This is a genomic window from Mesorhizobium abyssinicae (genome assembly GCF_049887195.1).
In the GTDB taxonomy this organism is placed as follows: Bacteria; Pseudomonadota; Alphaproteobacteria; order Rhizobiales; family Rhizobiaceae; genus Mesorhizobium; species Mesorhizobium abyssinicae.
Genome location: NZ_JARAKC010000008.1, coordinates 151222 through 177889 on the forward strand (window position 1 = coordinate 151222; position 26668 = coordinate 177889).

Annotated in this window: 30 protein-coding genes; 20 read left to right on the forward strand and 10 right to left on the reverse strand. The window is 65.1% G+C overall.

The window, feature by feature from the left end; translation table 11 throughout:
* Positions 1-118 precede the first annotated feature (118 nt).
* Entirely contained in the window at positions 119-1150 is a 1032-nt protein-coding gene (locus PU724_RS19220; protein WP_354420440.1) for a LacI family DNA-binding transcriptional regulator, read from the reverse strand.
* 173 nt (positions 1151-1323) lie between these two features.
* On the opposite strand from PU724_RS19220, the gene PU724_RS19225 reads away from it, so the two are divergent.
* The 4 genes from PU724_RS19225 (at position 1324) to PU724_RS19240 (ending at position 4912) form a co-directional block, all read left to right on the forward strand.
* The gene (locus PU724_RS19225; RefSeq protein ID WP_189340329.1) at positions 1324-2427 is read left to right on the forward strand and encodes a fatty acid desaturase family protein; all 1104 of its coding nucleotides are present in this window, start codon (positions 1324-1326) and stop codon (positions 2425-2427) included.
* Between the two features lie 78 nt (positions 2428-2505).
* Positions 2506-2820 carry a MocE family 2Fe-2S type ferredoxin gene (locus PU724_RS19230; protein ID WP_127283242.1) on the forward strand — a complete coding sequence of 105 codons (315 nt, stop codon included), beginning with the start codon at positions 2506-2508 and terminating at the stop codon, positions 2818-2820.
* A gap of 5 nt (positions 2821-2825) precedes the next feature.
* Positions 2826-4055 (forward strand): NAD(P)/FAD-dependent oxidoreductase, encoded by a 1230-nt coding sequence (locus PU724_RS19235; RefSeq protein WP_354420441.1) that lies wholly within the window; start codon positions 2826-2828, stop codon positions 4053-4055.
* Between the two features lie 50 nt (positions 4056-4105).
* Entirely contained in the window at positions 4106-4912 is an 807-nt protein-coding gene (locus PU724_RS19240) for a 3-methyl-2-oxobutanoate hydroxymethyltransferase (RefSeq protein ID WP_135860272.1), read from the forward strand.
* A 7-nt stretch (positions 4913-4919) separates the two neighbouring features.
* Here PU724_RS19240 and PU724_RS19245 read toward each other — a convergent pair whose 3' ends face one another.
* The 5 genes from PU724_RS19245 to hslV all read right to left on the reverse strand — a co-directional run bounded on the left by PU724_RS19245 (position 4920) and on the right by hslV (position 9245).
* The gene (locus tag PU724_RS19245; RefSeq protein WP_320253661.1) at positions 4920-5879 is read right to left on the reverse strand and encodes a DUF1402 family protein; all 960 of its coding nucleotides are present in this window, start codon (positions 5877-5879) and stop codon (positions 4920-4922) included.
* Positions 5880-6205: 326 nt separating this feature from the next.
* Entirely contained in the window at positions 6206-7516 is a 1311-nt protein-coding gene (gene hslU, locus PU724_RS19250; protein ID WP_354420442.1) for an ATP-dependent protease ATPase subunit HslU, read from the reverse strand.
* A 4-nt stretch (positions 7517-7520) separates the two neighbouring features.
* Positions 7521-8120, reverse strand: coding sequence for a DUF2585 domain-containing protein (locus PU724_RS19255; RefSeq protein WP_128274783.1), 600 nt, complete (start codon positions 8118-8120; stop codon positions 7521-7523).
* A 4-nt stretch (positions 8121-8124) separates the two neighbouring features.
* Positions 8125-8643: a GNAT family N-acetyltransferase gene (locus PU724_RS19260; RefSeq protein ID WP_354420443.1), complete on the reverse strand. Its 519-nt coding sequence runs from the start codon at positions 8641-8643 to the stop codon at positions 8125-8127.
* A gap of 50 nt (positions 8644-8693) precedes the next feature.
* Positions 8694-9245, reverse strand: coding sequence for an ATP-dependent protease subunit HslV (hslV, locus tag PU724_RS19265; RefSeq protein ID WP_127309474.1), 552 nt, complete (start codon positions 9243-9245; stop codon positions 8694-8696).
* 242 nt (positions 9246-9487) lie between these two features.
* On the opposite strand from hslV, the gene hisB reads away from it, so the two are divergent.
* The 13 genes from hisB to PU724_RS19330 all read left to right on the forward strand — a co-directional run bounded on the left by hisB (position 9488) and on the right by PU724_RS19330 (position 19074).
* Positions 9488-10087 (forward strand): imidazoleglycerol-phosphate dehydratase HisB, encoded by a 600-nt coding sequence (gene hisB / locus PU724_RS19270; protein WP_127283691.1) that lies wholly within the window; start codon positions 9488-9490, stop codon positions 10085-10087.
* Between the two features lie 3 nt (positions 10088-10090).
* A complete protein-coding gene (locus PU724_RS19275) occupies positions 10091-10564 on the forward strand; it encodes a DUF2628 domain-containing protein (protein WP_354420444.1) in 474 nt (157 codons plus the stop codon).
* A gap of 1 nt (position 10565) precedes the next feature.
* The gene (gene hisH / locus PU724_RS19280) at positions 10566-11216 is read left to right on the forward strand and encodes an imidazole glycerol phosphate synthase subunit HisH (protein WP_354420445.1); all 651 of its coding nucleotides are present in this window, start codon (positions 10566-10568) and stop codon (positions 11214-11216) included.
* Positions 11216-11506, forward strand: coding sequence for a DUF1330 domain-containing protein (locus PU724_RS19285; RefSeq protein WP_354420446.1), 291 nt, complete (start codon positions 11216-11218; stop codon positions 11504-11506). Before hisH ends, PU724_RS19285 begins: the two co-directional genes overlap by 1 nt.
* 2 nt (positions 11507-11508) lie before the next feature.
* Complete coding sequence (gene hisA, locus PU724_RS19290) at positions 11509-12255, forward strand: 1-(5-phosphoribosyl)-5-[(5-phosphoribosylamino)methylideneamino]imidazole-4-carboxamide isomerase (RefSeq protein WP_354420447.1); 747 nt, start codon at positions 11509-11511, stop codon at positions 12253-12255.
* Positions 12252-13091 carry an arginase family protein gene (locus PU724_RS19295; RefSeq protein ID WP_354420448.1) on the forward strand — a complete coding sequence of 280 codons (840 nt, stop codon included), beginning with the start codon at positions 12252-12254 and terminating at the stop codon, positions 13089-13091. Before hisA ends, PU724_RS19295 begins: the two co-directional genes overlap by 4 nt.
* Complete coding sequence (gene hisF, locus PU724_RS19300; protein WP_187331353.1) at positions 13088-13882, forward strand: imidazole glycerol phosphate synthase subunit HisF; 795 nt, start codon at positions 13088-13090, stop codon at positions 13880-13882. Before PU724_RS19295 ends, hisF begins: the two co-directional genes overlap by 4 nt.
* A 9-nt stretch (positions 13883-13891) precedes the next feature.
* Positions 13892-14215: a phosphoribosyl-ATP diphosphatase gene (locus tag PU724_RS19305; RefSeq protein WP_127283698.1), complete on the forward strand. Its 324-nt coding sequence runs from the start codon at positions 13892-13894 to the stop codon at positions 14213-14215.
* 83 nt (positions 14216-14298) lie between these two features.
* A complete protein-coding gene (gene coaA / locus PU724_RS19310) occupies positions 14299-15258 on the forward strand; it encodes a type I pantothenate kinase (protein ID WP_126057108.1) in 960 nt (319 codons plus the stop codon).
* Between the two features lie 76 nt (positions 15259-15334).
* Positions 15335-16342, forward strand: a complete 1008-nt coding sequence (locus PU724_RS19315) for a glycosyltransferase family 2 protein (protein WP_354420449.1) — start codon at positions 15335-15337, stop codon at positions 16340-16342.
* Positions 16342-17112, forward strand: coding sequence for a class I SAM-dependent methyltransferase (locus PU724_RS19320; RefSeq protein ID WP_128273091.1), 771 nt, complete (start codon positions 16342-16344; stop codon positions 17110-17112). Before PU724_RS19315 ends, PU724_RS19320 begins: the two co-directional genes overlap by 1 nt.
* 8 nt (positions 17113-17120) lie before the next feature.
* A complete protein-coding gene (locus tag PU724_RS19325) occupies positions 17121-17522 on the forward strand; it encodes a GtrA family protein (RefSeq protein ID WP_320253668.1) in 402 nt (133 codons plus the stop codon).
* Positions 17515-19074: a hypothetical protein gene (locus tag PU724_RS19330; protein ID WP_354420450.1), complete on the forward strand. Its 1560-nt coding sequence runs from the start codon at positions 17515-17517 to the stop codon at positions 19072-19074. Before PU724_RS19325 ends, PU724_RS19330 begins: the two co-directional genes overlap by 8 nt.
* 12 nt (positions 19075-19086) lie before the next feature.
* Here the strand turns inward: PU724_RS19330 and PU724_RS19335 are convergent, their stop codons facing one another.
* The 4 genes from PU724_RS19335 to PU724_RS19350 all read right to left on the reverse strand — a co-directional run bounded on the left by PU724_RS19335 (position 19087) and on the right by PU724_RS19350 (position 23111).
* Entirely contained in the window at positions 19087-20211 is a 1125-nt protein-coding gene (locus tag PU724_RS19335; protein ID WP_426213517.1) for a phosphatase PAP2 family protein, read from the reverse strand.
* 58 nt (positions 20212-20269) lie between these two features.
* Positions 20270-20890, reverse strand: coding sequence for an alpha-ketoglutarate-dependent dioxygenase AlkB family protein (locus tag PU724_RS19340; RefSeq protein ID WP_354420452.1), 621 nt, complete (start codon positions 20888-20890; stop codon positions 20270-20272).
* A 97-nt stretch (positions 20891-20987) separates the two neighbouring features.
* Complete coding sequence (gene arfB, locus PU724_RS19345; RefSeq protein ID WP_127391616.1) at positions 20988-21425, reverse strand: alternative ribosome rescue aminoacyl-tRNA hydrolase ArfB; 438 nt, start codon at positions 21423-21425, stop codon at positions 20988-20990.
* A gap of 84 nt (positions 21426-21509) precedes the next feature.
* Positions 21510-23111, reverse strand: a complete 1602-nt coding sequence (locus tag PU724_RS19350; protein WP_354420453.1) for a phosphoenolpyruvate carboxykinase — start codon at positions 23109-23111, stop codon at positions 21510-21512.
* A gap of 362 nt (positions 23112-23473) precedes the next feature.
* Between PU724_RS19350 and PU724_RS19355 the strand changes: the two genes are divergently transcribed.
* The 3 genes from PU724_RS19355 (at position 23474) to PU724_RS19365 (ending at position 26514) form a co-directional block, all read left to right on the forward strand.
* Complete coding sequence (locus tag PU724_RS19355; RefSeq protein WP_126057113.1) at positions 23474-24175, forward strand: response regulator transcription factor; 702 nt, start codon at positions 23474-23476, stop codon at positions 24173-24175.
* 78 nt (positions 24176-24253) lie between these two features.
* Positions 24254-26038: a sensor histidine kinase gene (locus PU724_RS19360; protein ID WP_127283707.1), complete on the forward strand. Its 1785-nt coding sequence runs from the start codon at positions 24254-24256 to the stop codon at positions 26036-26038.
* A gap of 14 nt (positions 26039-26052) precedes the next feature.
* Positions 26053-26514, forward strand: coding sequence for an HPr kinase/phosphorylase (locus PU724_RS19365; RefSeq protein WP_127283708.1), 462 nt, complete (start codon positions 26053-26055; stop codon positions 26512-26514).
* Positions 26515-26668: the final 154 nt, after the last annotated feature.

A 26668-nucleotide genomic window follows, 5' to 3' on the forward strand; every position in this document is an offset into this window, starting at 1 on the left:
ATTTCGGGCGAAGGCGTCAAGGGCGAATCGAAAGCCGAGCGCCGGATTTTCGGTCCCGTCTGATAGATTCTATCATTTGCCGCGGTTGCCGCGCCGGCGGGCGGATAGCCGGCCCCGGCTAGATGTTTTCTGGCAAATAGATGTCGAAGGGCAGGAAGGTCTGGCCCGGCGCGTTGGCGGCGCCGGCCTCGATGGCATGCGCCATCAGGTCGACAAGCTCGCGGCAGAGCGCGGCGAGCGGAGTGGAGATCACCATAGTCAATATGTTGTCGGCAAGCGCGGCGCGCGACACGGGCGTGATCTCGTTGCAGACGACCGCCGGCATCTGCATCGGCCGCGCTTCCCGCAAGCCCGAGACCGCACCTTCCATGCCGCCGCCGGCGACATAGCAGCCGGCGAGATCGGGATGACGCGCCAGCAGGTCGATCATCGCGTCGTGAGTGACCTGGTTTGCCTCAAGATTGACCAGCGTCTCCAGCACGGCGAACTCCGGCGCATGCTCGCGGAAGAAGGAGCGGAAGCCGATCTCGCGCAGCTCATGACCGTGGAAACGGTGGCTGCCGACGAAGAGGGCGACCTTGCCGGGCTTCCTCGCCGCCTTGGCGATCATCCAGGCGGCGGTGCGGCCGACCTTGCGGTTGTCGAGCCCGACATAGCCCTCGCGGATGCCGGAGGCAAAATCGGAGAGCAGCGAAAAGACCGGCAGGCCTCGCGCCTTCAGCGCCTCGACAGCGGCGGTCAATGTCGGGTGGTCGGGCCCGACCAGGGCGACGGCCCGCGATCTGGTCGCCAGCCTGCGCATCTCCGCGGCGATCTCGTCCGGCACCAGCGAACTGGTGAAGTCTACCGCCGCGGTGCCGCGAAAACGCTGCGACTGCGCGACCGCCAGTTCGAGTTCGCGGGCGAACTCGCCGTAGAAAAAGTCCTCGCGCCTGAGCAACAGGAAGCCAAGGCGATATTCCGGCAATTCCTGGCGCATGCGCTTCCGGATCAGCCCTGCGGCGTGGTAGCCGATATCGGTCGCCGCTTCGTAGACGCGGCGCGCGGTCTCCTCGCGAACCGGCAAGCGGTTGTTGAGCACGCGGTCGACGGTGGCGACGCTGACACCGGAAATTCGCGCCAGATCGGTGATGGTCGGCCGTTTCGCCATGATGGTCCTCCGATAGCCTCCCTTCCTACACCAGCCTGATGGAAAATGATAGAAACTATCTTCATGATGTTGATCCTATCATTTGTTGCCGCTATTTTGAATTTCGACGCCTGCGATCCCAGGCTCGGCATTGGCCGGCAGGAGATCCGTGAGGCGTGGTGGAGGACCCCGGAATGGCGGAAGCATTGTCCGCGACGCCGTCGCGACGCGATTACAGCCTGGTGGGCCGCGACACGCAGCTGGCAGTCGACAACGGGCTGGCGGCGGCCGAGTGGTACCACACCGAAGTTCCCCGCAAGCAGATGAAGGAGCTAATGCAGCGTTCCGACGGACCGGCGCTGCGCGATACCATCATCTGGCTCGGCGCCCTGGTCGTCAGCGGCGCCGGCGGCGCCTGGTTCTGGGGCACGTGGTGGTGCGTGCCGTTCTTCTTCGTCTACGGCACGCTCTACGGCTCCTCGACCGACTCGCGCTGGCACGAATGCGGCCATGGCACCGCTTTCCGCACCCAGTGGATGAACGACGCGGTCTATCAGCTCGCCTGCTTCATGATCATGCGCAATCCGGTGACCTGGCGCTGGAGCCATACGCGCCACCACACCGACACCATCATCGTCGGCCGCGACCCGGAAATCGCCATCATGCGGCCGCCGGACCTCATCCGCGTCGTCCTCGCCTTCGTCGGCGTCCTCGACGGCTGGCATGCGATGAAGGACATGGTCCGTCATTCAGCCGGCATCATCAACGCCGAGGAAAGGACCTATGTTCCCGAGCAGGAGGTGCCAAGGGCGATCCTGATCGCGCGCATCTGGCTGGCGATCTACGCGGCGACGATCGCGCTGGCGCTCTACACGGGCTCGTTCCTGCCGCTGATGCTGGTCGGCCTGCCCCGTCTCTATGGCGCCTGGCACCATGTGCTGACCGGCATCCTGCAGCATGGCGGGCTGGCCGACAACGTCATCGACTACCGGCTGAATAGCCGCACCGTCTACATGAACCCGATCAGCCGGTTCATCTACTGGAACATGAACTACCATGTGGAGCACCACATGTTCCCGATGGTGCCCTATCACGCGCTGCCCAGGCTGCACGAGCTGATCAAGCACGACCTGCCGGCGCCGACGCCGTCGATCCTGGCCGGCTACCGCGAAGTGATCCCGGCCTTCCTGCGCCAGCTGCGCAACGAGGACTATTTCCTCAAGCGCGAGCTGCCGCCGACCGCCCGGCCCTATCGCGAGGAATTGCACAACGACAAGGCCGCCGCCGCGGCCGAGTGAGATCGCCCTAAAGCGCCAAGCCGCAGACAAGTGGGCGCCATGCAATGGCGGGCGCCAGGCAGACTATCGGAGAGATCGATGAGCGACTGGATCGAGGCCTGCAAGGCCGATGACATCGACGAGGAAGACGTGAAGCGGTTCGACCATGGCGGCCGCACCTTCGCCATCTACCGCAGCCCCGACGACGAGTATTTCGCCACCGATGGGCTCTGCTCGCATGAGAAGGTGCACCTGGCCGACGGCCTGGTCATGGACGACATCATCGAATGCCCGAAGCACAATGGCCGCTTCAACTACAAGACCGGGGCGGCCAAGGGCGCGCCGGTCTGCGTCAACCTCAGGACCTATCCGGTCAAGGTCGACGCCGGCAAAGTCCTCATTCAGATCGGGTGAGGGAAATGCACGCGGGAATGGTGATCATCGGCGCCGGCGAATGCGGCGGACGGGCGGCGCTGACGCTGCGCGACCTGGGTTACGAGGGCCCGGTGACGCTGGTCGGCGACGAACCGCACCTGCCCTATGAGCGGCCGCCGCTGTCGAAAGAGGCGATGACCGGCGCGGCGCCGGCGATCAAATCGATCGCCAGCGACGCGGTGCTGGCCGAACGCTCGATCCGGCATATCCATTCAGTCCGCGCCGTGGCGATCGACCGCGCACAGCATCTCGTGCGTCTGTCGGACGGTTCCTCGCTGCGCTACGACAAGCTTTTGCTGGCGACCGGCTCGCTGCCGCGCAAGCTGCCGATGCCGGGGCTGGGCGAACGCTGCGTCTATTTGAGGACCTTCAACGATGCGCTCGCCATTCGCGCGCATCTCAATCCGAAGAACCGCGTCGCCATCATCGGCGGCGGTTTCATCGGCCTCGAACTCGCCGCCTCGTCGCGCAAGCTCGGCGCCACCGTCACCGTCATCGAGGCGCAGCCGCGCATTCTGATGCGCGGCGTGCCGGCCGAGATCGCCGCGGTGATCCACAAGGCGCATGAGGCCGAAGGCGTGACCATCCTCGCCGGCCAGGGCATCGAGGCGATCGCCGATGACGGCAAAGAGGTGCGCATCAGCCTTACCGGCGGACAGCAAATCGTCGCCGACCTGGCGGTGATCGGCATCGGCGCCGTGCCGGTGACGGGCCTTGCCGCGGAAGCCGGGCTGGCGGTCGACAATGGCATCGCTGTCGACGCTGAGCTTCGGACCGCCGACCCCGACATCTTCGCCGCCGGCGACTGCTGCTCGTTCCCGCTTGCCGTCTATGGCGGCCGCCGCGTGCGGCTGGAAGCCTGGCGCAACGCGCAGGAGCAGGGCGCGCTGGCGGCGAAAAACATGCTCGGCGCCAGCGAGGCGCATGCGGCGGTGCCGTGGTTCTGGTCGGATCAGTATGGACTGACGCTGCAGATCGCCGGGCTTTCCGACGAGGGCAAGAGCATGGTGCGGCGCGATCTCGACGACGGCGCGTTCATCCTGTTCCACCTGGCCGAGGACGGACGGCTGGTCGCCGCCAGCGGCATCGGTCCGGGCAATGCGGTGGCGCGCGACATCCGCCTGGCGGAGATGCTGATCGCCAAGCGCGCGGCGCCGGGATCCGAGGCGCTCGGCTCGCAAACGGTCAAGCTGAAATCGCTGCTGGCGGCGTGAGACTTTGGGAAGCTTGCAAGCATCTTGCCGGCATGAGGGAGACCTAAAAGATGGCACGCAGCAGACCGACGGTCGCCGACCTGCAAGCGCTGAAGGGCAAGCGGCAGCTCTCCAAGCTGCGCGTCTTCTCGCTGGACGAGGCGGAAGCCGCCGAACGCGCCGGCATCGACATGATCTCGGTCACCTATGAGCTGATCTTCGATCCGCGCTTTCGCGACGCCGCGCCGACCTGCTTTGCCATTCCTGGCGACGAGCAGGCGAAGATGGGCGCCACCACCGACGAGATCCTGCGCATGGCTGTGAAGCTGCGCGCCGCAAGCGCCGACGCCATGTACTGCTCGGCCAGCCTGCAGACGATCCGCCGCCTGCGCGACGAGCACATCCCGGTCTGCGGCCATGTCGGCCTGATCCCGGCGCACGCGACCTGGACCGGCGGCTTCAAGGCGGTCGGCAAGACCGCCGAAAGCGCCGCCTTCGTCTGGAAACAGGTCAAGGACCTCGAGGCGGCCGGCGCCTTCGCCGCCGAAATCGAGGTGGTGCCGGCCGAGGTCGCCAGCGCGATCTCGCGGCGCACGCCGCTGATCATGATCTCGATGGGCGCCGGCGCCGGCTGCGATGCCCAGTATCTGTTCTCGGAAGACGTGCTCGGCACCAATCGCGGCCGCTATCCGCGCCACGCCAAGCGCTACCGCGACCTCGCGGCGGAGTTCGACCGCATCCAGAACGAGCGCATCGCCGCCTTTAGCGAATATGCCGCCGACATCCGGTCGGGCGCATATCCGGAACCGCGCCACATGGTCGAGGCGGACGCCGGGGAATTGCGCAAATTCGAGGCGTTTCTCGACGCGGAAGGCTAAAGGGGCGCTAGAACAGCGCCTTCAGCTCGTCCAGTTTGTCGTTGACCAGCCAGCCGTAGTAGTTTTCCTCGGGCAGCTTTTCCGGCTCGCCGGCGGCGCGGCGCTTGTCGTTCTCGGCCTTCAAGGCAGAGGCGCGCTGCTCGGGATTGCCTACATTGTAGAGCGTTGCGGTGAGCCCGGGATTGTCGGAGATGTCGAAGCCGGCAATGTTCTTATAGGCATCGATCGACGTCCTGATCGTCGCCGCGACATAGGCCAGCGTCAGGTCCGGATCCATGATGGTCTTGTAGACCGTGTTCGGATCGCCGACGTCGAGCTTCGGCAGTCCGGAAACCTTGTGCACGAGATCGCTCATCTGCAGCGCGGTCAGCGGATTGAGCTGGCCGAGGCCGAAGGTCTGGCCGGCATAGTAGGGCTGGAAGAAGGTGGCGCCGAACCGGTCGTTGGGAAAGCTTGTCCCGCCAACGCTCTTGCCGCGGAAAGAATGGTTCCAGACCTGCTCGCGGCACTCCCACAGATCGTAGCTGTCGGTCATGCCGGCGCATTTCTTGAATTCGGGGCGCTGGACGAAATCGCTGATATCCTCGCCGTCATAGGCGAAGGAGAGCTTGCTCGACAGGTAGGAGATCGCCTTGACGTAATAGGTCTGCAGCCGGTCGTAGGCGTCGACATTGTAGGTATGCTCGCCGACGATGGCGCCGACGATGTGCATCGGGTCGATGCCGTAGGCGGCGGCCTCCTTGCTGATCTTGGCGCGCAGATCGGCGTCGCTCTTCAGCAGCGCGTAGACCTTGCGGTACTTGGCCTGGAAAGTGGTGTTGGTGGCTTGCGTGCGCCGGCTGGAGGCGCCCGGTATGTCGGGCTGGACGGCGTTGCGGTTTCCCGGCGGCACCAGGGTCTGTGCGTCGGCAACAGAAACAGCCGCCGCCATAGCCAGGCCGAGAAGGAGAAGAAGCCGTTTTTTCATACGCCGCCGCCCGTCAAGGCGCACGGCCAGAGCGATCCGGCAACGCGCCTTAAGTGTTGTCTTCCATGCTTGTCCCAAAACCGCTCGCCAGTCTGGGGCACGCCCGAGTCGCCGGGCAAACTAGGTAAAGCAGGACGGAGAGTCGAGAGAAGCCCACCCGCCGCCGGGGCGAAAGAGGGCCGGATGCTTCCATTTGGCCACACCCGCCCGCCGCGCCGGGCAAGCCTTGCCGGCCCGCCCGAAGCCGGAACCCTGCCCGGCATCGGGTTCCCTGCTGATGCATATCGTTGTCCCAAAACCGCTGCGCACTTTTGGGCGACATGCATTTACAGGATGAATCTGGACAAATCCGTGTTCCTCGAGAGGTCGCCGACATGCTTTTGCACATAGGCGGCGTCGATGGTGACGGCGGTTCCGTTGCGGTCCGGCGCGTCGTAGGAGATCTCGTCGAGCACCCGCTCCATCACCGTCTGCAGGCGGCGTGCGCCGATATTCTCGACGCTGGCGTTGAGATCGACGGCAATGCCGGCCAGCGAATCTATGGCATCGTCGGTGAAGGTCAGCTCGACCCCTTCCGTCTTCATCAGCGCGACATACTGCTTGATCAGGCTCGCCTCGGTCTCGGTGAGGATGCGGACGAAGTCCTCCTTCTCCAGCGCGCGCAGCTCGACGCGGATCGGCAGGCGGCCCTGCAGTTCCGGCAAAAGATCGGACGGCTTCGACACATGGAAGGCGCCGGAGGCGATGAACAGGATATGGTCGGTCTTCACCGGGCCGTACTTCGTCGCGACCGTCGTGCCTTCGACCAGCGGCAGCAGGTCGCGCTGCACGCCTTCGCGCGACGGGCCGCCCGAAATGTCTGACCTGGCGGCGATCTTGTCGATCTCGTCGAGGAAGACGATGCCGTCATTTTCCGTCGCGTCGAGCGCGCGGCGGATCACCTCGTCCTGGTCGAGCAGCTTGTCGGACTCGTCGTTGACCAGCAGCGCGTAGGAATCGCGCACCGTGGTCTTGCGGCTCTTGGTCTTGCGGCCGCCCATCGCTTTCGACAGCATATCGTTGATGTTGAGCACGCCGATATTGCCGCCCGGCATGCCGGGGATCTCGAAGCCAGGCATGCCGCCGGTGCCGGTGTCGGCGACTTCGATCTCGATCTCCTTGTCGTCGAGCTCGCCCTCGCGCAGCTTCTTGCGGAAGCTATCGCGCGTGGCCGGGCTCGCCGTCTTGCCGACCAGGGCCTCGAGCACGCGTTCCTCGGCATTGATCTGGGCGCGCGCCGCGACGTCCTCGCGCATCTTCTCGCGCGCCAGGCCGATGGCGACCTCGACCAGGTCGCGCACGATCTGCTCGACGTCGCGGCCGACATAGCCGACCTCGGTGAACTTGGTCGCCTCGACCTTGACGAAGGGCGCGCCGGCGAGGCGGGCCAGGCGGCGCGAGATCTCGGTCTTGCCGACGCCGGTCGGGCCGATCATCAGGATGTTCTTCGGCATCACCTCCTCGCGCATCTGGCCTTGCAGCTGCTGGCGGCGCCAGCGGTTGCGCAGCGCAATGGCCACGGCGCGCTTGGCGTCCTTCTGGCCGATGATGAAGCGGTCGAGTTCCGAAACGATTTCACGGGGGGAGAAGGTGCTCATGTCACTAAATTCCACTTTGCCACTGCTTGATGGACTCGAACGGATGCAGCAGCATGATCACGTTGAGCGTCAGATTGTCCCGGATGATGTAGCCTGTGCCGAGTTCGAAGATGAGGGCGAGGGCGACGACCACCCATATAGGAAGCTTTCGCGCCATCACAAATCCCAGCACCATGGCCAGCGTGTCGGACACCGAATTGATGATCGAGTCGCCGTAATAATCGAGCGAGATCGTGCCGGCGCGGTAGCGCTCGATGATGAAAGGGCTGTTCTCGAGCAGTTCCCAGCCGCCTTCGATGAGGACGGCGAAGGCGAGCCTGAGCCCGATCGGCGAGCGCGGAAAAAGAAAGCGCGCCAGCGCGTAGAACACGAAGCCATGAATGATGTGCGAGGGCGTGTACCAGTCGGAAATGTGCTGCGAGTTTTCCGAGCTCAGCACCACGCCGTGCCAGAGTTTCACGTAGCCGCAGGTGCAGATCGGAGGATGGCCCATGCCGTAAAGCGCGCCGGCCTGGAAGATGAGCAAAGCCAGCACGAGCAGCAGCCCCATGCGCCAGCTGTCCTCATAGGCCGAATAGCTGTTGTCGTCGCCCGTCGCGTTCATTTGGTCAGTCCCCCTCTTCCGTGCCGGCCGCGTCGACGGCCATCAGCACGACGTCCCCATATTGCGATTGCCTGCGGCCGATGGCCCTGAAGCCGGCCTTCTCATAGGCGCGAATGGCGCGGCCATTGTCCGGATGCGGATCGATGATGACGCGCGGCGCCCCTTCCTCGAAAAGCTGCTCGACGAACTGCCGCACGATGGCCGAGCCGTGGCCGACGCCGACCAGCTCGGCCCGACCGATCGACAGGTCGATGCCCAGCGTGCCGAACGGCTGGTCGGCATAGGGATGATCGTCCTCCAGATGCGGATCGTAGCTCTGCAGATAGGCGATCGGCCTGCCGTCGAGCTCGACGATCAGCGGCTCGACCGAAACCGAATCGATGTGCTCGCGGATCTCGACGATCTCTTTTTGCGGATCGTCCCACCATTCGGCGACATGCGGCTCGGCCAGCCAGCCGGCGATCATCGGCAGGTCTTTTTCAGTCACCGGCCGAAAATCGTAAACGTGCTCTTGTTGGACCATGATCTTATCCGAAAACCGGGTCCCACTTTTCGGGATCATGGTCGATTGCCTCAGGCGGCATCGAGCGTTTCGACGACAAAATTGCTGTTGGTGTAGACGCAGATGTCGGCCGCGATCTGCATCGCCTTGCGGGCGATCTCCTCGGCGTCCTTGTCGGTGTCCATCAGCGCGCGGGCGGCGGCCAGCGCGTAGTTGCCGCCGGAGCCGATGGCCATGACGCCATGTTCGGGCTCGAGCACGTCGCCGGTGCCGGTCAACGCCAGCGAGACCGACTTGTCGGCGACCAGCATCATCGCTTCCAGCCGGCGCAGGTAGCGGTCGGTGCGCCAGTCCTTGGCGAGTTCGACGCAGGCGCGCGTCAACTGATCGGGATATTGCTCGAGCTTGGCTTCGAGCCGCTCCAGAAGGGTGAAGGCATCGGCGGTGGCGCCGGCGAAGCCGGCAATGACATTGCCGCCCTTGCCAATGCGGCGCACCTTCTTGGCATTGCCCTTCATGATGGTCTGGCCGAGGCTGACCTGGCCGTCGCCGGCGATCACGACCTTGCTGCCCTTGCGCACGGTGACGATGGTCGTGGCGTGCATGGTCAGTTCATTCGACATTTTCTGCTCCGATTCGCGCGATCCCAATGAGGCGATTGGCGCGGTACGAGGGACTTTGATCGGCCATATGTATGCATGGGGTGGGCGATTGCAAACGACATGCCGGCCAGCCCGATACCCTATGGGAATGGCAACTGGCAATCGCCGGATCATGCTGCTAGAAGGCTCTCGATTTCAAGCATATGGGCGTTTGCGGCCTGTGCGCTCCCGCACGCCATGAACCTCCCGGACAAGGATAGATCATGCCGACGCGTTCCGCCGAAGCCAGCCGCAAGACCAAGGAAACCGACATCTCGGTGTCGGTCCATGTCGACGGCACCGGCAAGTCCGACATTGCGACGGGCGTCGGCTTCTTCGACCATATGCTCGACCAGCTGTCGCGTCATTCGCTGATCGACATGACGGTGAAGGCAAAGGGCGACCTGCACATAGACGACCACCACACGGTCGAGGACACCGGCATCGCGCTCGGCCAGGCGCTGGCCAAGGCGCTCGGCGAGCGGCGCGGCATCATGCGCTATGCCTCGATCGACCTCGCCATGGACGAGACGCTGACCAGAGCGGCAATCGATGTCTCCGGCCGGCCGTTCCTGGTCTGGAACGTCTCCTTCTCGTCGCCCAAGATCGGCACGTTCGACACCGAGCTGGTGCGCGAGTTCTTCCAGGCGCTGGCGCAGAACGCCGGCATCACGCTGCATGTGACCAATCACTACGGCGCCAACAACCACCACATCGCCGAGACCTGCTTCAAGGCGGTGGCGCGAGCGCTGCGTTCCGCGCTCGAGCGCGATCCGCGCCAGCCGGACGCGGTGCCGTCCACCAAGGGATCTTTGAAGGGATAGGCGATGGCCATCTATGTCGTGATGGAGCCGCCGGGCCGCGGTGAACGATCCGATGGAACGGTCTTTGTCCGCGACGGTTTCGCCTGGCTGGGCTTCCTCGTGCCGCCGCTGTGGCTCGCCTGGAACCGGCTGTGGATCGAGGCGGCGCTGACCTTCGTCGTCATGGCCATCTTGTCGATGCTTGGTGAAAAGCTTGGACTTGCCTGGGCCGGCTCGGCCCTGTCGCTGCTGGTCTCGCTCTATGTCGGGCTGGAAGGGCAAGGGCTGCGCATCGCGGCGCTGCGCCGCCGCGGCTGGCACGAATGGGGCGTCGTCGAGGCCGACAGGCTGGACGGCGCCGAGACGCGTCATGCGCTGGAGACCGACATGCCAGACGAGCAGCCGCCCGTGCCGCGCATCGTGCCCGACGCCAATCTGGCACGGCCGGCGCAGACCGGCATGGCTCTGGGGCTCACCCACACGCCGGGAAGGCCCTGACATGCGGGTTGCGATCATCGATTACGGGTCGGGCAATCTGCGCTCGGCCACCAAGGCCTTCGAGCGCGCCGCGCGCGAGGCGGGCATTGCCGCGACGATCGAGCTCACCGCCGATGCCGAGCGGGTCCGCACCGCCGATCGCATCGTGCTGCCCGGCGTCGGCGCCTATGCCGACTGCGCGGCCGGCCTCAAGGCCGTCAGCGGCATGTGGGACGCGGTGGAAGAGGTGGCGATCGACAAGGGGCGGCCGTTCCTCGGCATCTGCGTCGGCATGCAGCTGATGTCGGAACGCGGGCTGGAAAAGACCGTCACCAGGGGCTTCGGCTGGATCGCCGGCGATATCAAGGAGATCACGCCCGCCGATGCGGCGCTGAAGATCCCGCAGATCGGCTGGAACACGATCGAGCTCACGCGCAAGCATCCGGTATTCTCGGGCATCGAGACCGGGCCGAAGGGACTGCACGCCTATTTCGTCCATTCCTATCATCTGGAGGCCACGAAGCCGGACGAGGTGCTGGCGGTCGCCGACTATGGCGGGCCGGTGACGGCGGCTGTCGCGCGCGACAACCTGGTCGGCACGCAGTTCCATCCCGAGAAGAGCCAGGCCCTCGGCCTTGCCCTGATCACCAATTTCCTGCGCTGGAGGCCTTGATGAGCAAGAAGGGCTACTGGATCGCGCTGATCGACGTCCGCGATCCCGAGATCTACAAGCAATATATCGAGGCCAACGCTGTGGCATTCGACAAATACGGTGCGAAATTCCCCGTGCGGGCCGGACGCTACACCAACCCGGAAGGGCCGACGGGCAATCGCCATGTCGTGGTCGAGTTCGAGTCCTACGAAACGGCGATCGCCTGCTACGAATCGCCGGAATACCAAGCGGCCTCGAAATATAGGCTTACCGCCTCGACCGGCCACTTTGTCATCGTCGAGGGCGCCTGACCGTGATCCTGTTTCCCGCGATCGATCTCAAGGACGGCAAATGCGTGCGCCTGAAGCACGGCGACATGGCGACGGCCACCATCTACAACGATGACCCGGCGGCCCAGGCCAAGGCCTTCGAGGAACAGGGTTTCGAGTGGCTGCACGTGGTCGACCTCAACGGCGCCTTCAAGGGCCAGAGCGTCAACAGCGCGGCTGTCGGCGCCATCCTCAAGGCAACCAGGAGCCCGGTGCAGCTCGGCGGCGGCATCCGCACGCTGGAGCAGATCGAGGACTGGCTCGACCGTGGCCTGGCGCGCGTCATCCTCGGCACCGTGGCGGTGCGCGACCCCGACCTCGTCAAGCAGGCCTGCAAGGCCTTTCCGGGCAAGATCGCCGTCGGTATCGACGCCAAGGGCGGCAAGGTCGCGGTCGAGGGCTGGGCCGAAGCGTCCAGCCTCGGCGTCGTCGAGCTGGCGCAGAAATTCGAAGGCGCCGGCGTCGCCGCCATCATCTACACCGATATCGACCGCGACGGCGTGCTGACCGGGATCAACTGGGATTCGACGATCGACCTCGCCGAGGCGGTGTCGATTCCGGTGATCGCCTCGGGCGGCCTGGCCTCGATCGCCGACATCGTGCGCATGACCATGCCTGACGCGCAGAGGCTCGAAGGCGCCATTTCCGGCCGCGCGCTCTATGACGGGCGCATCGACCCAGCCGAGGCGCTGGCGATCCTGCGCGGCGAGGGCATGGAGGCAAGACCGTGAAGGTCTCGATCATCCTGGCGTCCTACGACAGCGGCCACTATCACGGCGGCTGCGGCCAGGGTCCGGACGCGCTGATGGCCGGCGGCCTGGCCGACGCGCTCAAGCTTGCCGGCCACGACATCGACGTCCACGACATCGGCAGGGTGAGCGACGACGAGCAGGCGCGCGAGATCGCGACCGGCTTCGCCGTCTGCAACGCCGTCTCGGGCGAGGTGCGCATCGCCCTCGACAATGGGCGGTTTCCCGTCGTGCTCGCCGGCAACTGCCTGAGCAGCGCAGGCGCCGTGGCCGGCGAAGGCGCCGACGCCATCATCTGGGCCGACCAGCATGGCGACATCAACACGCCGGACACTTCCACATCCGGATTTCTCGACGGCATGGCGCTGGCGACGGTACTGGGCCTCTGCTGGCGGCCGATGACGGCGCAGATCCCCGGCTTCAAGCCGATCGATCCCGCCCGTGCGGTGCTCGTCAATGCGCGCGACCTCGACCCGGCGGAAAAAGACCGTCTGGAAAAGCTCCCCGTCATCCGGGCGGAATGTCAGGGCTGGGCCGGAGCGGCCGAAAAGCTGAAGGCCGCCGGCGCAAGCCGTGTCCACATGCATATCGACCTCGACGTGCACGATCCCGAAGAGATGCAGGCGAACCGCTTCGCGACGCCCGGCGGTCCCGCTCCGGAGCAGGTGCGTCGCGCCATGTGCGGCATGGCCGGGCTGCTGCCCGTCGCCGGCCTCACCATCTCCGCCTATGATCCGGCCTTCGATGCCAAGGGCGAGGTGCCGCCGCTGGTCGGTGAACTGCTGGTCGACCTGCTGGCGACATTGGAGAAGAGCTGATGCTGAAGGCACGCGTCATTCCTTGCCTCGACGTCAAGAACGGCCGCGTCGTCAAGGGCGTCAACTTCGTCGACCTCATCGATGCCGGCGATCCGGTCGAGGCGGCCAAGGCCTATGACGCGGCCGGCGCCGACGAGCTCTGCTTCCTCGACATCACCGCCTCGTCGGACAACCGCGAGACCATCTTCGACGTCGTCGCCCGCACCGCCGAGCAATGCTTCATGCCGCTCACCGTCGGCGGCGGCGTGCGCCAGGTGGCCGACATAAGAAGGCTGCTTCTGGCCGGCGCCGACAAGGTGTCGATCAACACGGCAGCGGTGAAGAACCCCGATTTCGTCGCGGAAGCGGCCGACAAGTTCGGCAACCAGTGCATCGTGGTGGCCATCGACGCCAAGAAGGTCTCGGGCGCCGGCGAGGCCGACCGCTGGGAGATCTTCACCCATGGCGGGCGCGAGAAGACCGGCATCGACGCCGTCGACTTCGCCAGGCGGATGGTCGATCGCGGCGCCGGCGAGATCCTTTTGACGTCGATGGACCGCGACGGCACCAAGGCCGGCTACGACATCGCGCTGACGCGCGCGATCGCGGACGCGGTGCGCGCGCCGGTCATCGCCTCCGGCGGCGTCGGCACGCTCGACCATCTGGTGGAAGGCATCCGCGACGGCCATGCCGGTGCGGTGCTTGCCGCCTCGATCTTCCATTTCGGCACCTACACCATCGCCGAGGCCAAGGCGCATATGGCCGCTGCCGGGCTGCCGATGCGGCTGGACTCGCCGGTTCAACGGGCTTAAACGGCGAAAATGACTGAGTTTTCGCTGTCCGATCTGGAAAAGACCATCCGGGAACGCGCCCGCTCCGGCGATCCGGACTCGTGGACGGCAAAGCTGTTCGCCAAGGGCATCGACAAGGCGGCGCAGAAGCTCGGCGAGGAAGCCGTCGAGACGGTGATCGCCGCCGTGCGCGGCGACAGGCAGGGCCTCGTTTCGGAAAGTGCCGATCTTATGTATCATTGGCTGGTCGTCCTCGGCATCGCCGGCGTGCCGCTGGACGAGGTGCTGAAGGAGCTCGAGGGCCGCACCGGCCGCTCGGGGGTTGCCGAAAAAGCGTCGCGGCCCAAGGGCTGACGGTAGAGACGGATTGAGCATGATGTCGCCCGAAAACCGCTTCACACTTTTCGACATCATGCTCTAGGAGGGCAGGAAACTCGATGGATCAGCTTGCTCCTACCGAGAAATACTCCCCCTATCGTTTCTTCTCGGCCGAGCAATGGTCACAGTTCCGCGCCGACACGCCGCTGACGCTGACCGAGGACGAGATCGACCGCTTGCGGTCGTTGAACGACCCGGTCGACCTCGAGGAGGTCAAGCGCATCTATCTGTCGCTGTCGCGGCTGCTCTCGGCGCATGTCGAGGCAAGCCAGCTCCTGTTCCGGCAGCGCCAGGCCTTCTTCAACGCCCAGGATGTGGTCAAGACGCCCTTCATCATCGGCATCGCCGGCTCGGTCGCGGTCGGCAAATCGACCACGGCGCGCGTGCTCAAGGAGCTTCTGGCGCGCTGGCCGTCGAGCCCCAAGGTCGATCTGATCACCACCGACGGCTTCCTGCTGCCAAACGAGATCCTGCGCCGCGACAATCTGATGGAGCGCAAGGGCTTTCCCGACAGCTATGATGTCGGCGCGCTGCTCAGGTTCCTGTCCGGCATCAAGTCGGCGCAACGCAATGTCCGCGCGCCGGTCTATTCGCACCTGACCTACGATGTCATTCCCGGCGAGTTCGTCACCATCGATCGGCCGGACATTTTGATCTTCGAGGGCATCAACGTGCTGCAGCCGGGCAAATTGCCGAGGGACGGCAAGATCGTGCCCTTCCTGTCGGACTTCTTCGACTTCGCCATCTACATCGATGCCGACGAGAAACTGATCCACCAGTGGTACATCCAGCGCTTCATGCGGCTGCGCGAAACCGCCTTCCGCAACCCGGACTCCTTCTTCCACCGCTATTCGCAGCTTTCGGAAGACGCCGCACGCGCCATCGCCGAGGGGCTGTGGACCAACATCAACCTGAAGAACCTGCGCGAGAACATCCTGCCGACGCGGGCGCGCGCCGACCTCATCCTGCGCAAGGGCGCCAATCACCTGGTCGAGGAGGTGGCGCTGAGGAAGCTTTGAAGCGCCGAGGCATTCCTTAAAGTCATCTTAACCGAGCTTTCCTATTGTCGGGCCCGATCCGCGGGCTGGGCAAGCAATGAACGCGCCATTCCTCCACATCGATCGACCGGCGTCGAGCGGCATCGCGCACCCGCGAACCGGCACGGCGACGGTCGCGCTGATCGTGCCGGTGCACAATGAGGAAAGCGCGATCTGGCCGTTTCTGGCGGCCGTGCGCGAACACACCGACCCGCTGAAGCAGGCCGGCGTCGCCTTCGATTTCATCTTCGTCAATGACGGCAGCAGCGACGCGACGCTCGATCGGCTGATCGAGGCGCAGCAAGCCGATCCGCGCATCCGGGTGATCGACCTGTCGCGCAATTTCGGCAAGGAAGCCGCCTTGACCGCCGGGCTCGACTGCTGCGATGCGGATGCCGCGATCCCGATGGATGCCGATCTCCAGGATCCGCCGCATGTCATTCCGCTGCTTGTCGAGAAATGGCGCGAGGGGTTCGAAGTCGTCCTCGCCAAGCGGACCAGCCGCGCCACCGACAGTTTCCTCAAGCAGCGCTCCGCGTCGATGTTCTACCGCGTTCACAACTGGATCGCGCAACAGAAGATCCCGCAGGATGTCGGCGATTTCCGGCTCATCGACCGCCAGGTGATCGAGGCGCTGCGTTCGCTTCCCGAGCGACGCAGGTTCATGAAAGGGTTGTTCGCCTGGGTGGGCTTCCGCTCCGCCACCGTCGAATACAGCCGCGACCAGCGCAGCGCCGGACAATCGAAGTTCTCTGGCTGGCGGCTGTGGAACTTCGCGCTGGAAGGCATCACCAGCTTCTCGAGCGCGCCGCTGGAGGTCTGGACCTATGTCGGCGCGACGATCTCGGCCTTCGCCTTCCTCTACGGCCTCCTGATCATCGCCAAGACGCTGGTTTTCGGCATCGACGTGCCCGGCTATGCCTCGCTGCTGGTCAGCGTGCTGTTCCTCGGCGGCATCCAGCTGCTCGGCATCGGCATCATCGGCCAGTATCTCGGCCGCGTCTATGCCGAGATCAAACAGCGCCCGATCTACATCGTGCGCCGCAAATACGACGGGACGCCCTGATGGAGCTCGATGCCTATCGGCGGATGGCGGCCACCGAGGACGAGCATTGGTGGTTCTGCGGGCGGCGCGCCATCGCCGAGGCGGTCATCCGCGGCCTCGGCCTGCCGCGCGAGGCCGACATCCTCGAGATCGGCGCCGGCACGGGCGGCAACATCAGGATGCTGGAGCAGTTCGGCACCGTCACGGCGGTGGAGATGAACGAGCTGGCGCGCCGGATCGCCCGCGAGAAGACGGGCCGCGACTTCCTTGCCGGCCATCTTCCCGATGGCATGCCCGTGACGCCGGCGAGCTTCGACCTCGTCTGCCTGTTCGACGTGCTGGAGCATGTCGCGGAAGACGAAGCCTCGCTGGAGACGATCAGGCGGATGCTGAAGCCGGGCGGCAAGGTTGTGCTCACGGTTCCGGCGCACCAATGGCTGTGGAGCAAGCATGATGTCGGGCTGCACCACATGCGGCGCTATTCGCGCAATCTGTTGAAGACGCGCATCGAACAGGCCGGTTATCGCATCGAGAAGCTGAGCTACACCAATGCGGCGCTGTTTCCGGTGGCGGCGCTCGCCCGCCTTGCCGACCGCCTGCGGCGCTCGAACACCGCTTCCGGGCAGGCGATGCCGCCAAAGCCGATCAACAGCGCGATGAAGGCGCTGTTTTCGGCCGAAAGCCGGATCCTGCCGAACGCCGGGCTGCCGTTCGGCGTCTCGCTGCTTGCCGTGTTCGGCACGGACGCGGCCTTCGACAGGGCGCGACTGGACAGCCGGCTGGCGGCCTGACTCCGACCATGCTGAACATTCTGCGCTCCCACCGGATTTCGCGCTTCGCAGTGATCGGCGGCGCTTCGACGCTGGTCTATGCCGTTTGCGCCCTGGCGCTGTCGCACGGCGGCACTGGCGCCGCGATGCTCCCGGCAACGGCGGCGTCCGTGGTCGCCTATGCCATTGCGGGCCTGTTCTCCTATGCCGGGCACAAGTACTTCACCTTCATGTCGGCAGGCGCGCACGCCTTCGAACTGCCGCGCTTTGCTCTGCTCAACGCGATGGGCCTGGCGACAGCCATCGCCTTGCCGGTCGTCCTCACCGAGCGGCTGGGCATGCCCGCGGCCATCCCGATCGTCCTGACCTGCATCGTCGTGCCGCTGGTGAACTACATCGTGCTCAGGCGTTGGGTGTTCCGCGATGTCTAGAGCCGAGCCCTACGACAAGCCTTTGGCCGGATTTGCTCCCACGTCGCGACCCGTCTGGCGGATCGCGACGCCGCTTTTCCTGACGTTCTTGGCTGCCGCCTATGCGGCGTGGCTGGCGATCGCTGTGGTGCCGACCAATGTCGATGTGTCGTGGCTGCTGGTGGTCTGCGAGCGGCTGTTGAACGGCGAACGGCTGAACACCGATATGCTAGAGACCAATCCGCCCTTCTCGATCTGGCTGTATATGCCGTTCGTGCTGCTGGAGAGGCTGACCGGCATAGCGGCCGAGTTCTGGCTGGCGCTCGGGGTTGTCTGTCTCGGTCTGGCCAGCCTGGTGGTTTGCGCCCGGATCCTGACGCGCGCCGACCCGATCTACCGGCAGGCCGGCGCCTTCTGGCTTCTGGCGGCGGCGGCCTTCATGGTTCTGTGTTTCCTGCCGGATCAGTTCGGCCAGCGCGAGCAGTTCGCGCTGATCGGCATCCTGCCCTGGCTGGCATTGCAGTGCGCGCGCCAGCGGCAGCCGGACTTCGTTGCCGGGTCGCTTGCCGAACGCATCGTGGCCGGCCTCGGCGCCGGCGTCATGGTGATGGTCAAGCCACCCCACTTCGCCCTGGCCTTCGTCGTGCCGTCGCTGTGCCTCGCCTGGCAACGGCGTTCGCCAAGGCCGATCCTCGTTACGGAAAACCTTATCGGCGCCGCGATGGCCGTCCTCTACGTGGCCAGCATCGCAATCTTCGACCGCGGCTACCTGACGCAAGTCCTGCCGCTCGTCAGGGAAGTCTACCTGCCGCTTCGCGCGCCGCTGCTCGACAATCTGGAGAACTGGCCGAAGATCGTGCTGCTGCTGTCGGCCGCGATCGTTGTCGGGACGGGAGGGTTGAGGCATGTGCATTGGGACACAAGGATCGCGCTGGCAAGCGCGCTCGGCCTGGTCCCCGCCTTCCTGCTGATGGGCAAGGGATGGCCGAACCACGCCCTGCCGATGGTCGCGATCACGGCAATCGCGTTCGGCCTGCAGCTTCTGCGGTTCGGCGATTTCCCCAAGGCAGGGATGGTTCGCAAAGCCGCGCTGATGTTCGGTTGCGTGCTGCTGCTGCAAGCGACGACCAGGGCGCAGTATGACGCGCTGACCAGGGACAGCGGACCGATCGAGCGATCCGTCGCGGCGATCCGCGGCAGCTTCGACCATCCGACGATCGTATCGATTGCCTCCCAGATGCAGGCCGCCTTCCCCCTGACCCGGTTGGTCGGCGGCAGGTTCGTGTCGCGCAACCCCGGCGCCTGGATGGTCTCCAGCGCCCAGAAACTGGTGGACAGGACCGATGACCCCGAACAGAAGCTGAGACTGGAGACAATCCGCGATCGGGCGATCGGCGACTTTGCCGCCGAGATAGCGGCAAAGCAGCCCGACATCGTGCTGGCAGGCCCGGCAGGCAATCCGTCCTGGGATGCGCTCATGCACGGCGACAAGCGGATCGCTTCTGCCTTGCGCAATTACCGTGTGCTGCATGCGGAGCCGGCAATCACCGTCTACCGGCGCATCCAAAGATGAAGGATACGGCGCTCAGAACGCCGCGATGGCCGCCTCGGGGCGATTGACGGTCGCTGTCTGCATGGCCGCCACCGGCCGGGAATCGGCCGGGATCAGCTTGCGAGCCACGACATAGACGATGAGGGTGACGATGGCGCTGACATAGCCGTCGATCGCATAATGCCAGGCGAGGTAAACCGAGCTGGCCGCGACGAAGGCGACATAGACGAACGCCAGCGCACCCAGATAGCGGTTGAACTCGCGCAGGAACAGCGCGTTCAGCATCGCCAACCCGACATGCACGCTCGGGAACGCCGAAATGCCCGAGCCAAAGCCGGTCTGCCTGGCCTCGTGCAGCGTCCACAGATACTGCTGATAGGAAACGGCGGAGTTGCGCGACGCGGCGCCATGGGCCAGGAACGCAAGCTGTTCGCCAAACCGGGCCACGTCTCCCGTGACCGAGCCATAGAACGCCGGGCCCGCCGACAGGAACAGCGCCGCCAGCACGTTGCCGACGACGATCCAGACGGCCATGAAGCAGGCCAGGTAGCGCGTGCGAACCGATGCCACCATGGGCGACGTCGCGACAAAGAACAGGGCGCCGAAATTGAGCAGGAACCAGAACACGTTGTAGTTCCACTCGATTGCCGCGCGGACCGAATCGTTTTCGGCCACGGCGTAAAGCCAGCGCCACGGATCGGTGCCAAAATGCAGGAAGGCGTCGATGTTGGCTTGCGCCACGTCGAACGGAAAACCGTCCTGCCAGACCGGCATGCCGTTCTTCACCGAGGTGAACGTGCCTTGGAAGATCATCAGCGCCATAAGCAGGCTCAGCCCGGAGAACGCGTAGGCCAACCGCGTCGTGGAAAAGATCCGTTTCGCGGCAAGACGGCGCCGGGGGCCGAAGCGGCGGACAATCAGGATGAGGTCGATAAGGATGGCAAAAGCCGGCAATATCAGACAGTTAAGCAGTGTCCATCTGCCGAAATAGATCGAATAGGCGGTGCGGTCGTCAGCGCCTATCGCATGCAGGAAGACCAGTCCCGCCAACGTATAGATGACGATGCTCAGATAAAGGCCCGAATCCCTGCGAACGAGCTGAATCGCCCCGCAGACGATCGTCCACAGGTGACGGATAACCAAACCGCTCTCATTCATTGCCCGACCCCACATCGCAGCGCCTTGGCGTATTTATGAAAAAAGTCTGTAGATTCGGTTAGCGGGCGTGCATCGTCACCCGCCGCAACGTCAGATTGATACGGCCGCCATTCTTCAGCAGAGCCGAGGTCGACGGGTAGATGCGGTCGACGCCGTGGAAGCAAAGGCGGCCCTCGCCGCCGAGCACGACGACGTCGCCGCTTTTCAGCCGGAACGATTTTGTCCCGCCTTCGCGCGTGGTCTGGCCGACCCTGAACAGGCAATCGTCGCCGAGCGACACGGAGACGACGGGCGCGGCGAAATCTTCCTCGTCGCGGTCCTGGTGCAGGCCCATCCTGGCGTCGCTCGAATAGAAATTGACGAGGCAGGCCTCAGGCGGATGCGGATAGGCAGCAACCTCCTGCCATACTTTCAGCAAGGCCTCCGGGATCGGCGGCCAGGGCTGTCCTGAGACCGGATGCGTCGGCTGATAGCGGTAGCCACGCTCCTTGTCGGTGACCCAGCCGAGCGGGCCGCAATTGGTCATGCGCACGCTCATTTCCTTGCCGGTGCGCGGCATGGCCGGCACGAACAAGGGCGCGGCCTGCACCACCGCCCTGATCTCTTCGACCAGCGCTTCCTGCGCCGGGCGCGGCAGGTAGCCGGGCATGTGGCGGACACCCTTGGGCAAAACGAGCATGGGATTTCCGTTCGATCCGGTTAACGCGCCCGAGCATGCCACCGATGGGGAAAGTCGGCGACCCGAAAGCGGCCAGCGCGGTCTCCGCCGGCCGGTCTCAGTCGTTCTCGACCCGGCCGCGCAGCTTCTTCACCGTGGAGCGCCCGGCCTTGGTCTTGAGGCGGCGCTCGACGGCGCCTTTCGACGGCCTGGTCTTCTTGCGCGGCGGCGGCGGCGGCTCGGCCGCCTTGGCGACCAGCGCGGTCAGCCTCGCCCGCGCATCGGCCCGGTTCTGCTCCTGGGTGCGGAAGCGTCCGGCCTCGATGACGACGACGCCGTCCTTGGTGGCGCGCTGGCCGGCAAGCTTGATGGTGCGCTCGCGCACCCGCTCCGGCAGGCCCTCGGCGTTGGCGGCATCGAAGCGCAGTTGCACGGCGGTGGCCACCTTGTTGACGTTCTGGCCGCCGGGACCCGAGGAACGGATGAAATCCTCGTGCAGATCGCCGGGATGGATCACCACATTGTCGGCAATGATGATTTTTTCGTCTGAAGCCATGCCGCAGTCATGACGCGGCGGCGTGAAAAAGAAAAGACCCGGCGGAAAGCCGGGTCTTGGACAGAAACACCATAGCCGCAACGACTATTCGGCCGCTTCCTGCAGGCGCGGCGCGGCACCCATGATGGTCGCGTCGACATGCGGCTCAAACTTTTCGAAGTTGGCGGCGAACATGCCGACCAGCCTCGCCGCCTGGCGGTCGTAGGCCGGCTTGTCGGCCCAGGTGGAGCGCGGATCGAGGAGGGCGCGCTCGACGTCGGCGACCGCCACCGGCACCGCGAAGCCGAAATTGGCGTCGGTGCGGAAATCGGCGGTCTTCAGCGACCCGTCGAGCGCGGCGGAGAGCAGCGCCCGCGTCACCTTGATCGGCATGCGGCGGCCGGTGCCGTAAGCGCCGCCGGTCCAACCGGTGTTGACCAGCCAGCAATCGGCGCCATGGCGGGCGATCAGCTCGCGCAGCAGATTGCCGTATTCCGACGGGTGGCGCGGCATGAACGGCGCGCCGAAACAGGTCGAGAAGGTCGCTTCCGGCTCGGTGACGCCCTTTTCGGTGCCGGCGACCTTGGCCGTATAGCCGGAGAGGAAATGATACATCGCCTGCGCCGGGGTCAGTTTCGCGATCGGCGGCATCACGCCGAAGGCGTCGGCGGTCAGCATGATGATGTTTTTGGGATGTCTGGCGCGGCCGGTCTTCGAGGCATTGGGGATGTAGTCGAGCGGATAGGCGCAGCGCGTGTTTTCGGTCAGGCTGCCGTCGTCGAAATCCGGCACGCGGTCGGCGCCGAGCACGACATTTTCCAGCACGGTGCCGAAACGTTGCGTGGTGGCGAAGATCTCCGGCTCGGCCTCGGCCGAGAGCCTGATCGTCTTGGCGTAGCAGCCGCCCTCGAAGTTGAAGATGCCGTGCGGGCCCCAGCCGTGCTCGTCATCGCCGATCAGCGTGCGCGACGGATCGGCCGACAGCGTCGTCTTGCCGGTTCCGGAGAGGCCGAAGAACACCGCCGCGTCGCCCGCCGGGCCTTCATTGGCCGAGCAGTGCATCGGCATCACGCCCTTGGCCGGCAGCAGATAGTTGAGGGCGGTGAACACCGACTTCTTCATCTCGCCGGCATAGGAGGTGCCGCCGATCAGCACGATCATGCGCGTCAGATCGACGGCGATCACCGTTTCGGTGCGGGTGCCGTGGCGGGCCGGGTCGGCGCGGAACGAGGGCAGGTCGATGATCGTCATCGCCGGCACGAAATGCGCGAGCTCCGACGCCTCGGGGCGGATCAGGAGATTGCGGATGAACAGCGAATGCCAGGCGAATTCGGTGACGACCCGGGTCGGCAGCTTCAGATCCGAATCGGCGCCGCCGACCAGATCCTGAACATAGAGGTCCTTGTTCGCCGCATGGGCGTGGAAATCTGCCAGCAGCGCATCGAACTGCGCCGGCGAGATCGCCTTGTTGTTGTCCCACCAGACATGCGGTTCGGTGGCGCCGTCGCGCACGACGAATTTGTCCTTGGGCGAGCGTCCCGTATGCTGGCCGGTCTCGGCGACAAGGGCGCCATGGGCGGTGAGCCTGGCCTCGCCGCGGCGGATCGCTTCCTCGTACAGCGCGGCGGCGCCGAAGTTATAGCGTACCGTGCCCGTGGTCTTCAGATCGAGGGGGCATGCGGGATTGCGTTTGCCGGCTTCCGACATCAAGGGTTCCTTCTTCGTTTGCCGCATCTGGCTTCGTTTTGCCGCGTCTGGCCGGCGGATGACCGGCGCCCCGATGCCGGGGCTGAGAGGGTCAGAACCAGAAAACCCGAATGATATCAAATCTTTAATCGATTTAAAAAATTTGAAAGTTGTTTAAATCGTTTATATGTGCAAAAAATCACAGTGGTTGCCCAAAGGATTGGCAAACCTTGTTCGTCCAATCCGCGTAGGGGTGCGAATGCGGCCGCCGGCACGCTGTGCGTGACACTGCGCGGAGCCTATGCCACATTTTGTACCTAATTTGTCCTGCAAAAGCCCCTTCTCGACGAAAGAAGGGACAGCTCATGAGGGAGCCGCTTGAAATGGCAACAATCGCGCTTGTCGACGACGACCGCAATATCCTGACGTCGGTGTCGATCGCCCTCGAATCCGAGGGCTATCGCGTCGAAACCTACACGGATGGTGCGTCGGCGCTGGAAGGCCTGGCGGCGCGGCCGCCGAATCTCGCCATCCTCGACATCAAGATGCCGCGCATGGACGGCATGGAACTCTTGCGCCGGATGCGTCAGAAATCCGACCTGCCGGTGATCTTCCTGACCTCCAAGGACGACGAGATCGACGAGCTCTTCGGCCTCAAGATGGGCGCCGACGACTTCATCCGCAAACCGTTCTCGCAGCGTCTGCTGGTCGAGCGGGTGCGCGCGGTCCTGCGCCGCACCAGCGCCCGCGAGGCCGCCGCCAAGCAGCCCAGCCAGCAGGCCCGCTCGCTGGAGCGCGGCCAGCTGGTGATGGATCAGGAGCGGCATACCTGCACCTGGAAGGGCGAGCCGGTGACGCTGACGGTCACCGAATTCCTCATCCTGCATTCGCTGGCGCAGCGTCCCGGCGTGGTAAAAAGCCGTGATGCGCTGATGGATTCGGCCTATGATGAACAGGTCTATGTCGACGATCGCACCATCGACAGCCACATCAAGCGGCTGCGCAAGAAGTTCAAGGCCGTCGACGACGACTTCGAAATGATCGAAACCCTTTACGGAGTCGGATACCGGTTCCGCGAAGCGTAAGTTGATGCATGCCGCTCGACGGTGTACGGCGGTTTGGGTCAACGACATGCGTAGGAACAGGCCGGGAGCTGCTATTCGATGGCAGTGGACGTAGAGCGGAACAGAAGGGCGGGCGCCGTCAGGCGGCCGTCCCGGATGCTGCCCGCATTCCTGTCGAAGATCACCGTGCCGATGCGCCGTTTCCTCGGCCATCACATCTTCTCCAGCCTGACCCGCCGCATCCTGTTCCTCAACCTTGCCGGCCTGGCGGTGCTGGTCACCGGCATCCTCTATCTCAACACCTTCCGCGACGGGCTGATCGATGCCCGCGTCGAAAGCCTGATGACGCAGGGCGAGATCATCGCCGGCGCGATCGCGGCGTCGGCGACGGTGGAGACTGATTCGATCAGCATCGATCCGGAAAAGCTGCTCGAGCTGCAGGCGGGCGAGAGCCTGGGCCCCGGTTCCGACCAGCTCGACAATCTCGACTTCCCGATCAACCCTGAGCGGGTCGCGCCGGTGCTGCGGCGGCTGATCTCGCCGACGCGCACGCGCGCCCGCATCTACGACCGCGACGCCAACCTGCTGCTCGATTCGCGCCATCTCTATTCGCGCGGCCAGATCCTGCGCTACGACCTGCCGCCGGTCGACGACGAGCAGCCGGGCATCGTCGAGCGTGTCGAAAAGTTCGTCTTCGACTTCTTCCGCAACAAGGACCTGCCGGTCTACCACGAGCAGCCCGGCGGCAACGGCGCGGCGTTTCCTGAAGTGGTCAAGGCGCTGACCGGCAGCCCCTCGACCATCGTGCGCATCAGCGAGCAGGGCGAGCAGATCGTCTCCGTCGCCGTCCCGATCCAGCGCTTCCGTGCCGTGCTCGGCGTGCTGATGCTGTCGACCGAAGGCGGCGACATCGACAAGATCGTCTCCGCCGAGCGCAAGGCGATCCTGCGTGTCTTCGGCATCGCGGCACTTGTCACCGCCATCCTGTCGATGCTCCTCGCCTCGACCATCGCCAACCCGTTGCGCCGGCTTTCCGCCGCCGCCGTCAGGGTGCGGCGCGGCGTCAAGAACCGCGAGGAAATCCCCGACTTCTCCGACCGCCAGGACGAGATCGGCAATTTGTCGATCGCGGTCCGCGACATGACCAACGCGCTCTATGCCCGCATCGAGGCGATCGAGAGCTTCGCCGCCGACGTCTCGCACGAACTGAAGAACCCGCTGACGTCGCTGCGCAGCGCCGTGGAGACGCTGCCCCTGGCGAAGAACGAGAATTCGCGCGGGCGGCTGATGGAGATCATCCAGCACGACGTGCGGCGGCTCGACCGGCTGATCACCGACATTTCCGACGCGTCGCGCCTCGACGCCGAGCTGGCGCGCGAGGATGCGGGAACGGTCGACCTCAAGACCTTCATCACCGACCTCGTCGCCGTCTCGCGCGAGACGACGCGCAACAAGAAGGCGGTCGAGATCGAGCTCAAGGTGGCCAAGCTGCCGCAAGGCGTCAAAGGCTATGTCGTCACCGGCCACGACCTGCGGATCGGCCAGGTGATCACCAATCTGATCGAGAATGCCCGCTCCTTCGTTCCCGAGGAGCATGGCCATATCACCATCTCGCTGGCGCGCGCCGGCAAGCTCAACATCGTCACCGTCGACGACAACGGGCCGGGCATCAGGGCCGACAACATCGACCGCATCTTCGAGCGTTTCTACACCGACCGTCCGGCCGGCGAGGCCTTCGGCCAGAATTCCGGCCTTGGCCTGTCGATCAGCCGGCAGATCGTCGAGGCGCATGGCGGCACGCTGACGGCGGAAAACATCCCCGGCACCAAGCCCGGCGAGATCAAGGGCGCGCGCTTCGTGGTGACGCTGCCGGCCGAAGCTTGACTTCCGACGCCATCATGTCCGATCCCGCCGCGAAGCCCGAAAACATCCACGGAACCGCTATCCTGATCGGCGAGCGCGGCGTCCTCATCACCGGAGCGTCCGGCGCCGGCAAGACGACGCTGGCGCTGACGCTGATCGACCATTGCCGCGCGCGCGGCCTGTTTTCGCGGCTGGTCGGCGACGACAGGCTGCTGGCCATGGCGCATGGCGGGCGGCTGGTCTGCCGCGTGCCGGCGACCATCGCCGGCCTCGCCGAGGTGCCCGGCTTTATTCCGCGGCCGCTGCCATTCGAGCCGGGCGCGGTGATCGACCTCAATGTGCGGCTGGTGCCACAGGCGGAAATGGCGCGTTTCCAGGAAGAAATCCGCGAACCGGTCGCCGGCTGCCCGGTGCCGCGCGTCGACCTTGCCGAGCGCAATGCGGCGACCGCCCTGCCGGCCGTGATGGCGCGGCTCTCCATCGCGCCTTTTCTGTGATCCGTTTCGGCTTTTTTGCTGCAATGCGTCAAAATGGCCCCGGCCGGCGCAATTTTGGGCTTGTCAACGCGCCGCGTGTCGACAAGATAGCGCTCCCGCCGCCTGGAATGGCTGGCGAGCATAAAATACGCCTGTGAAGCGGCGATGACGGGAG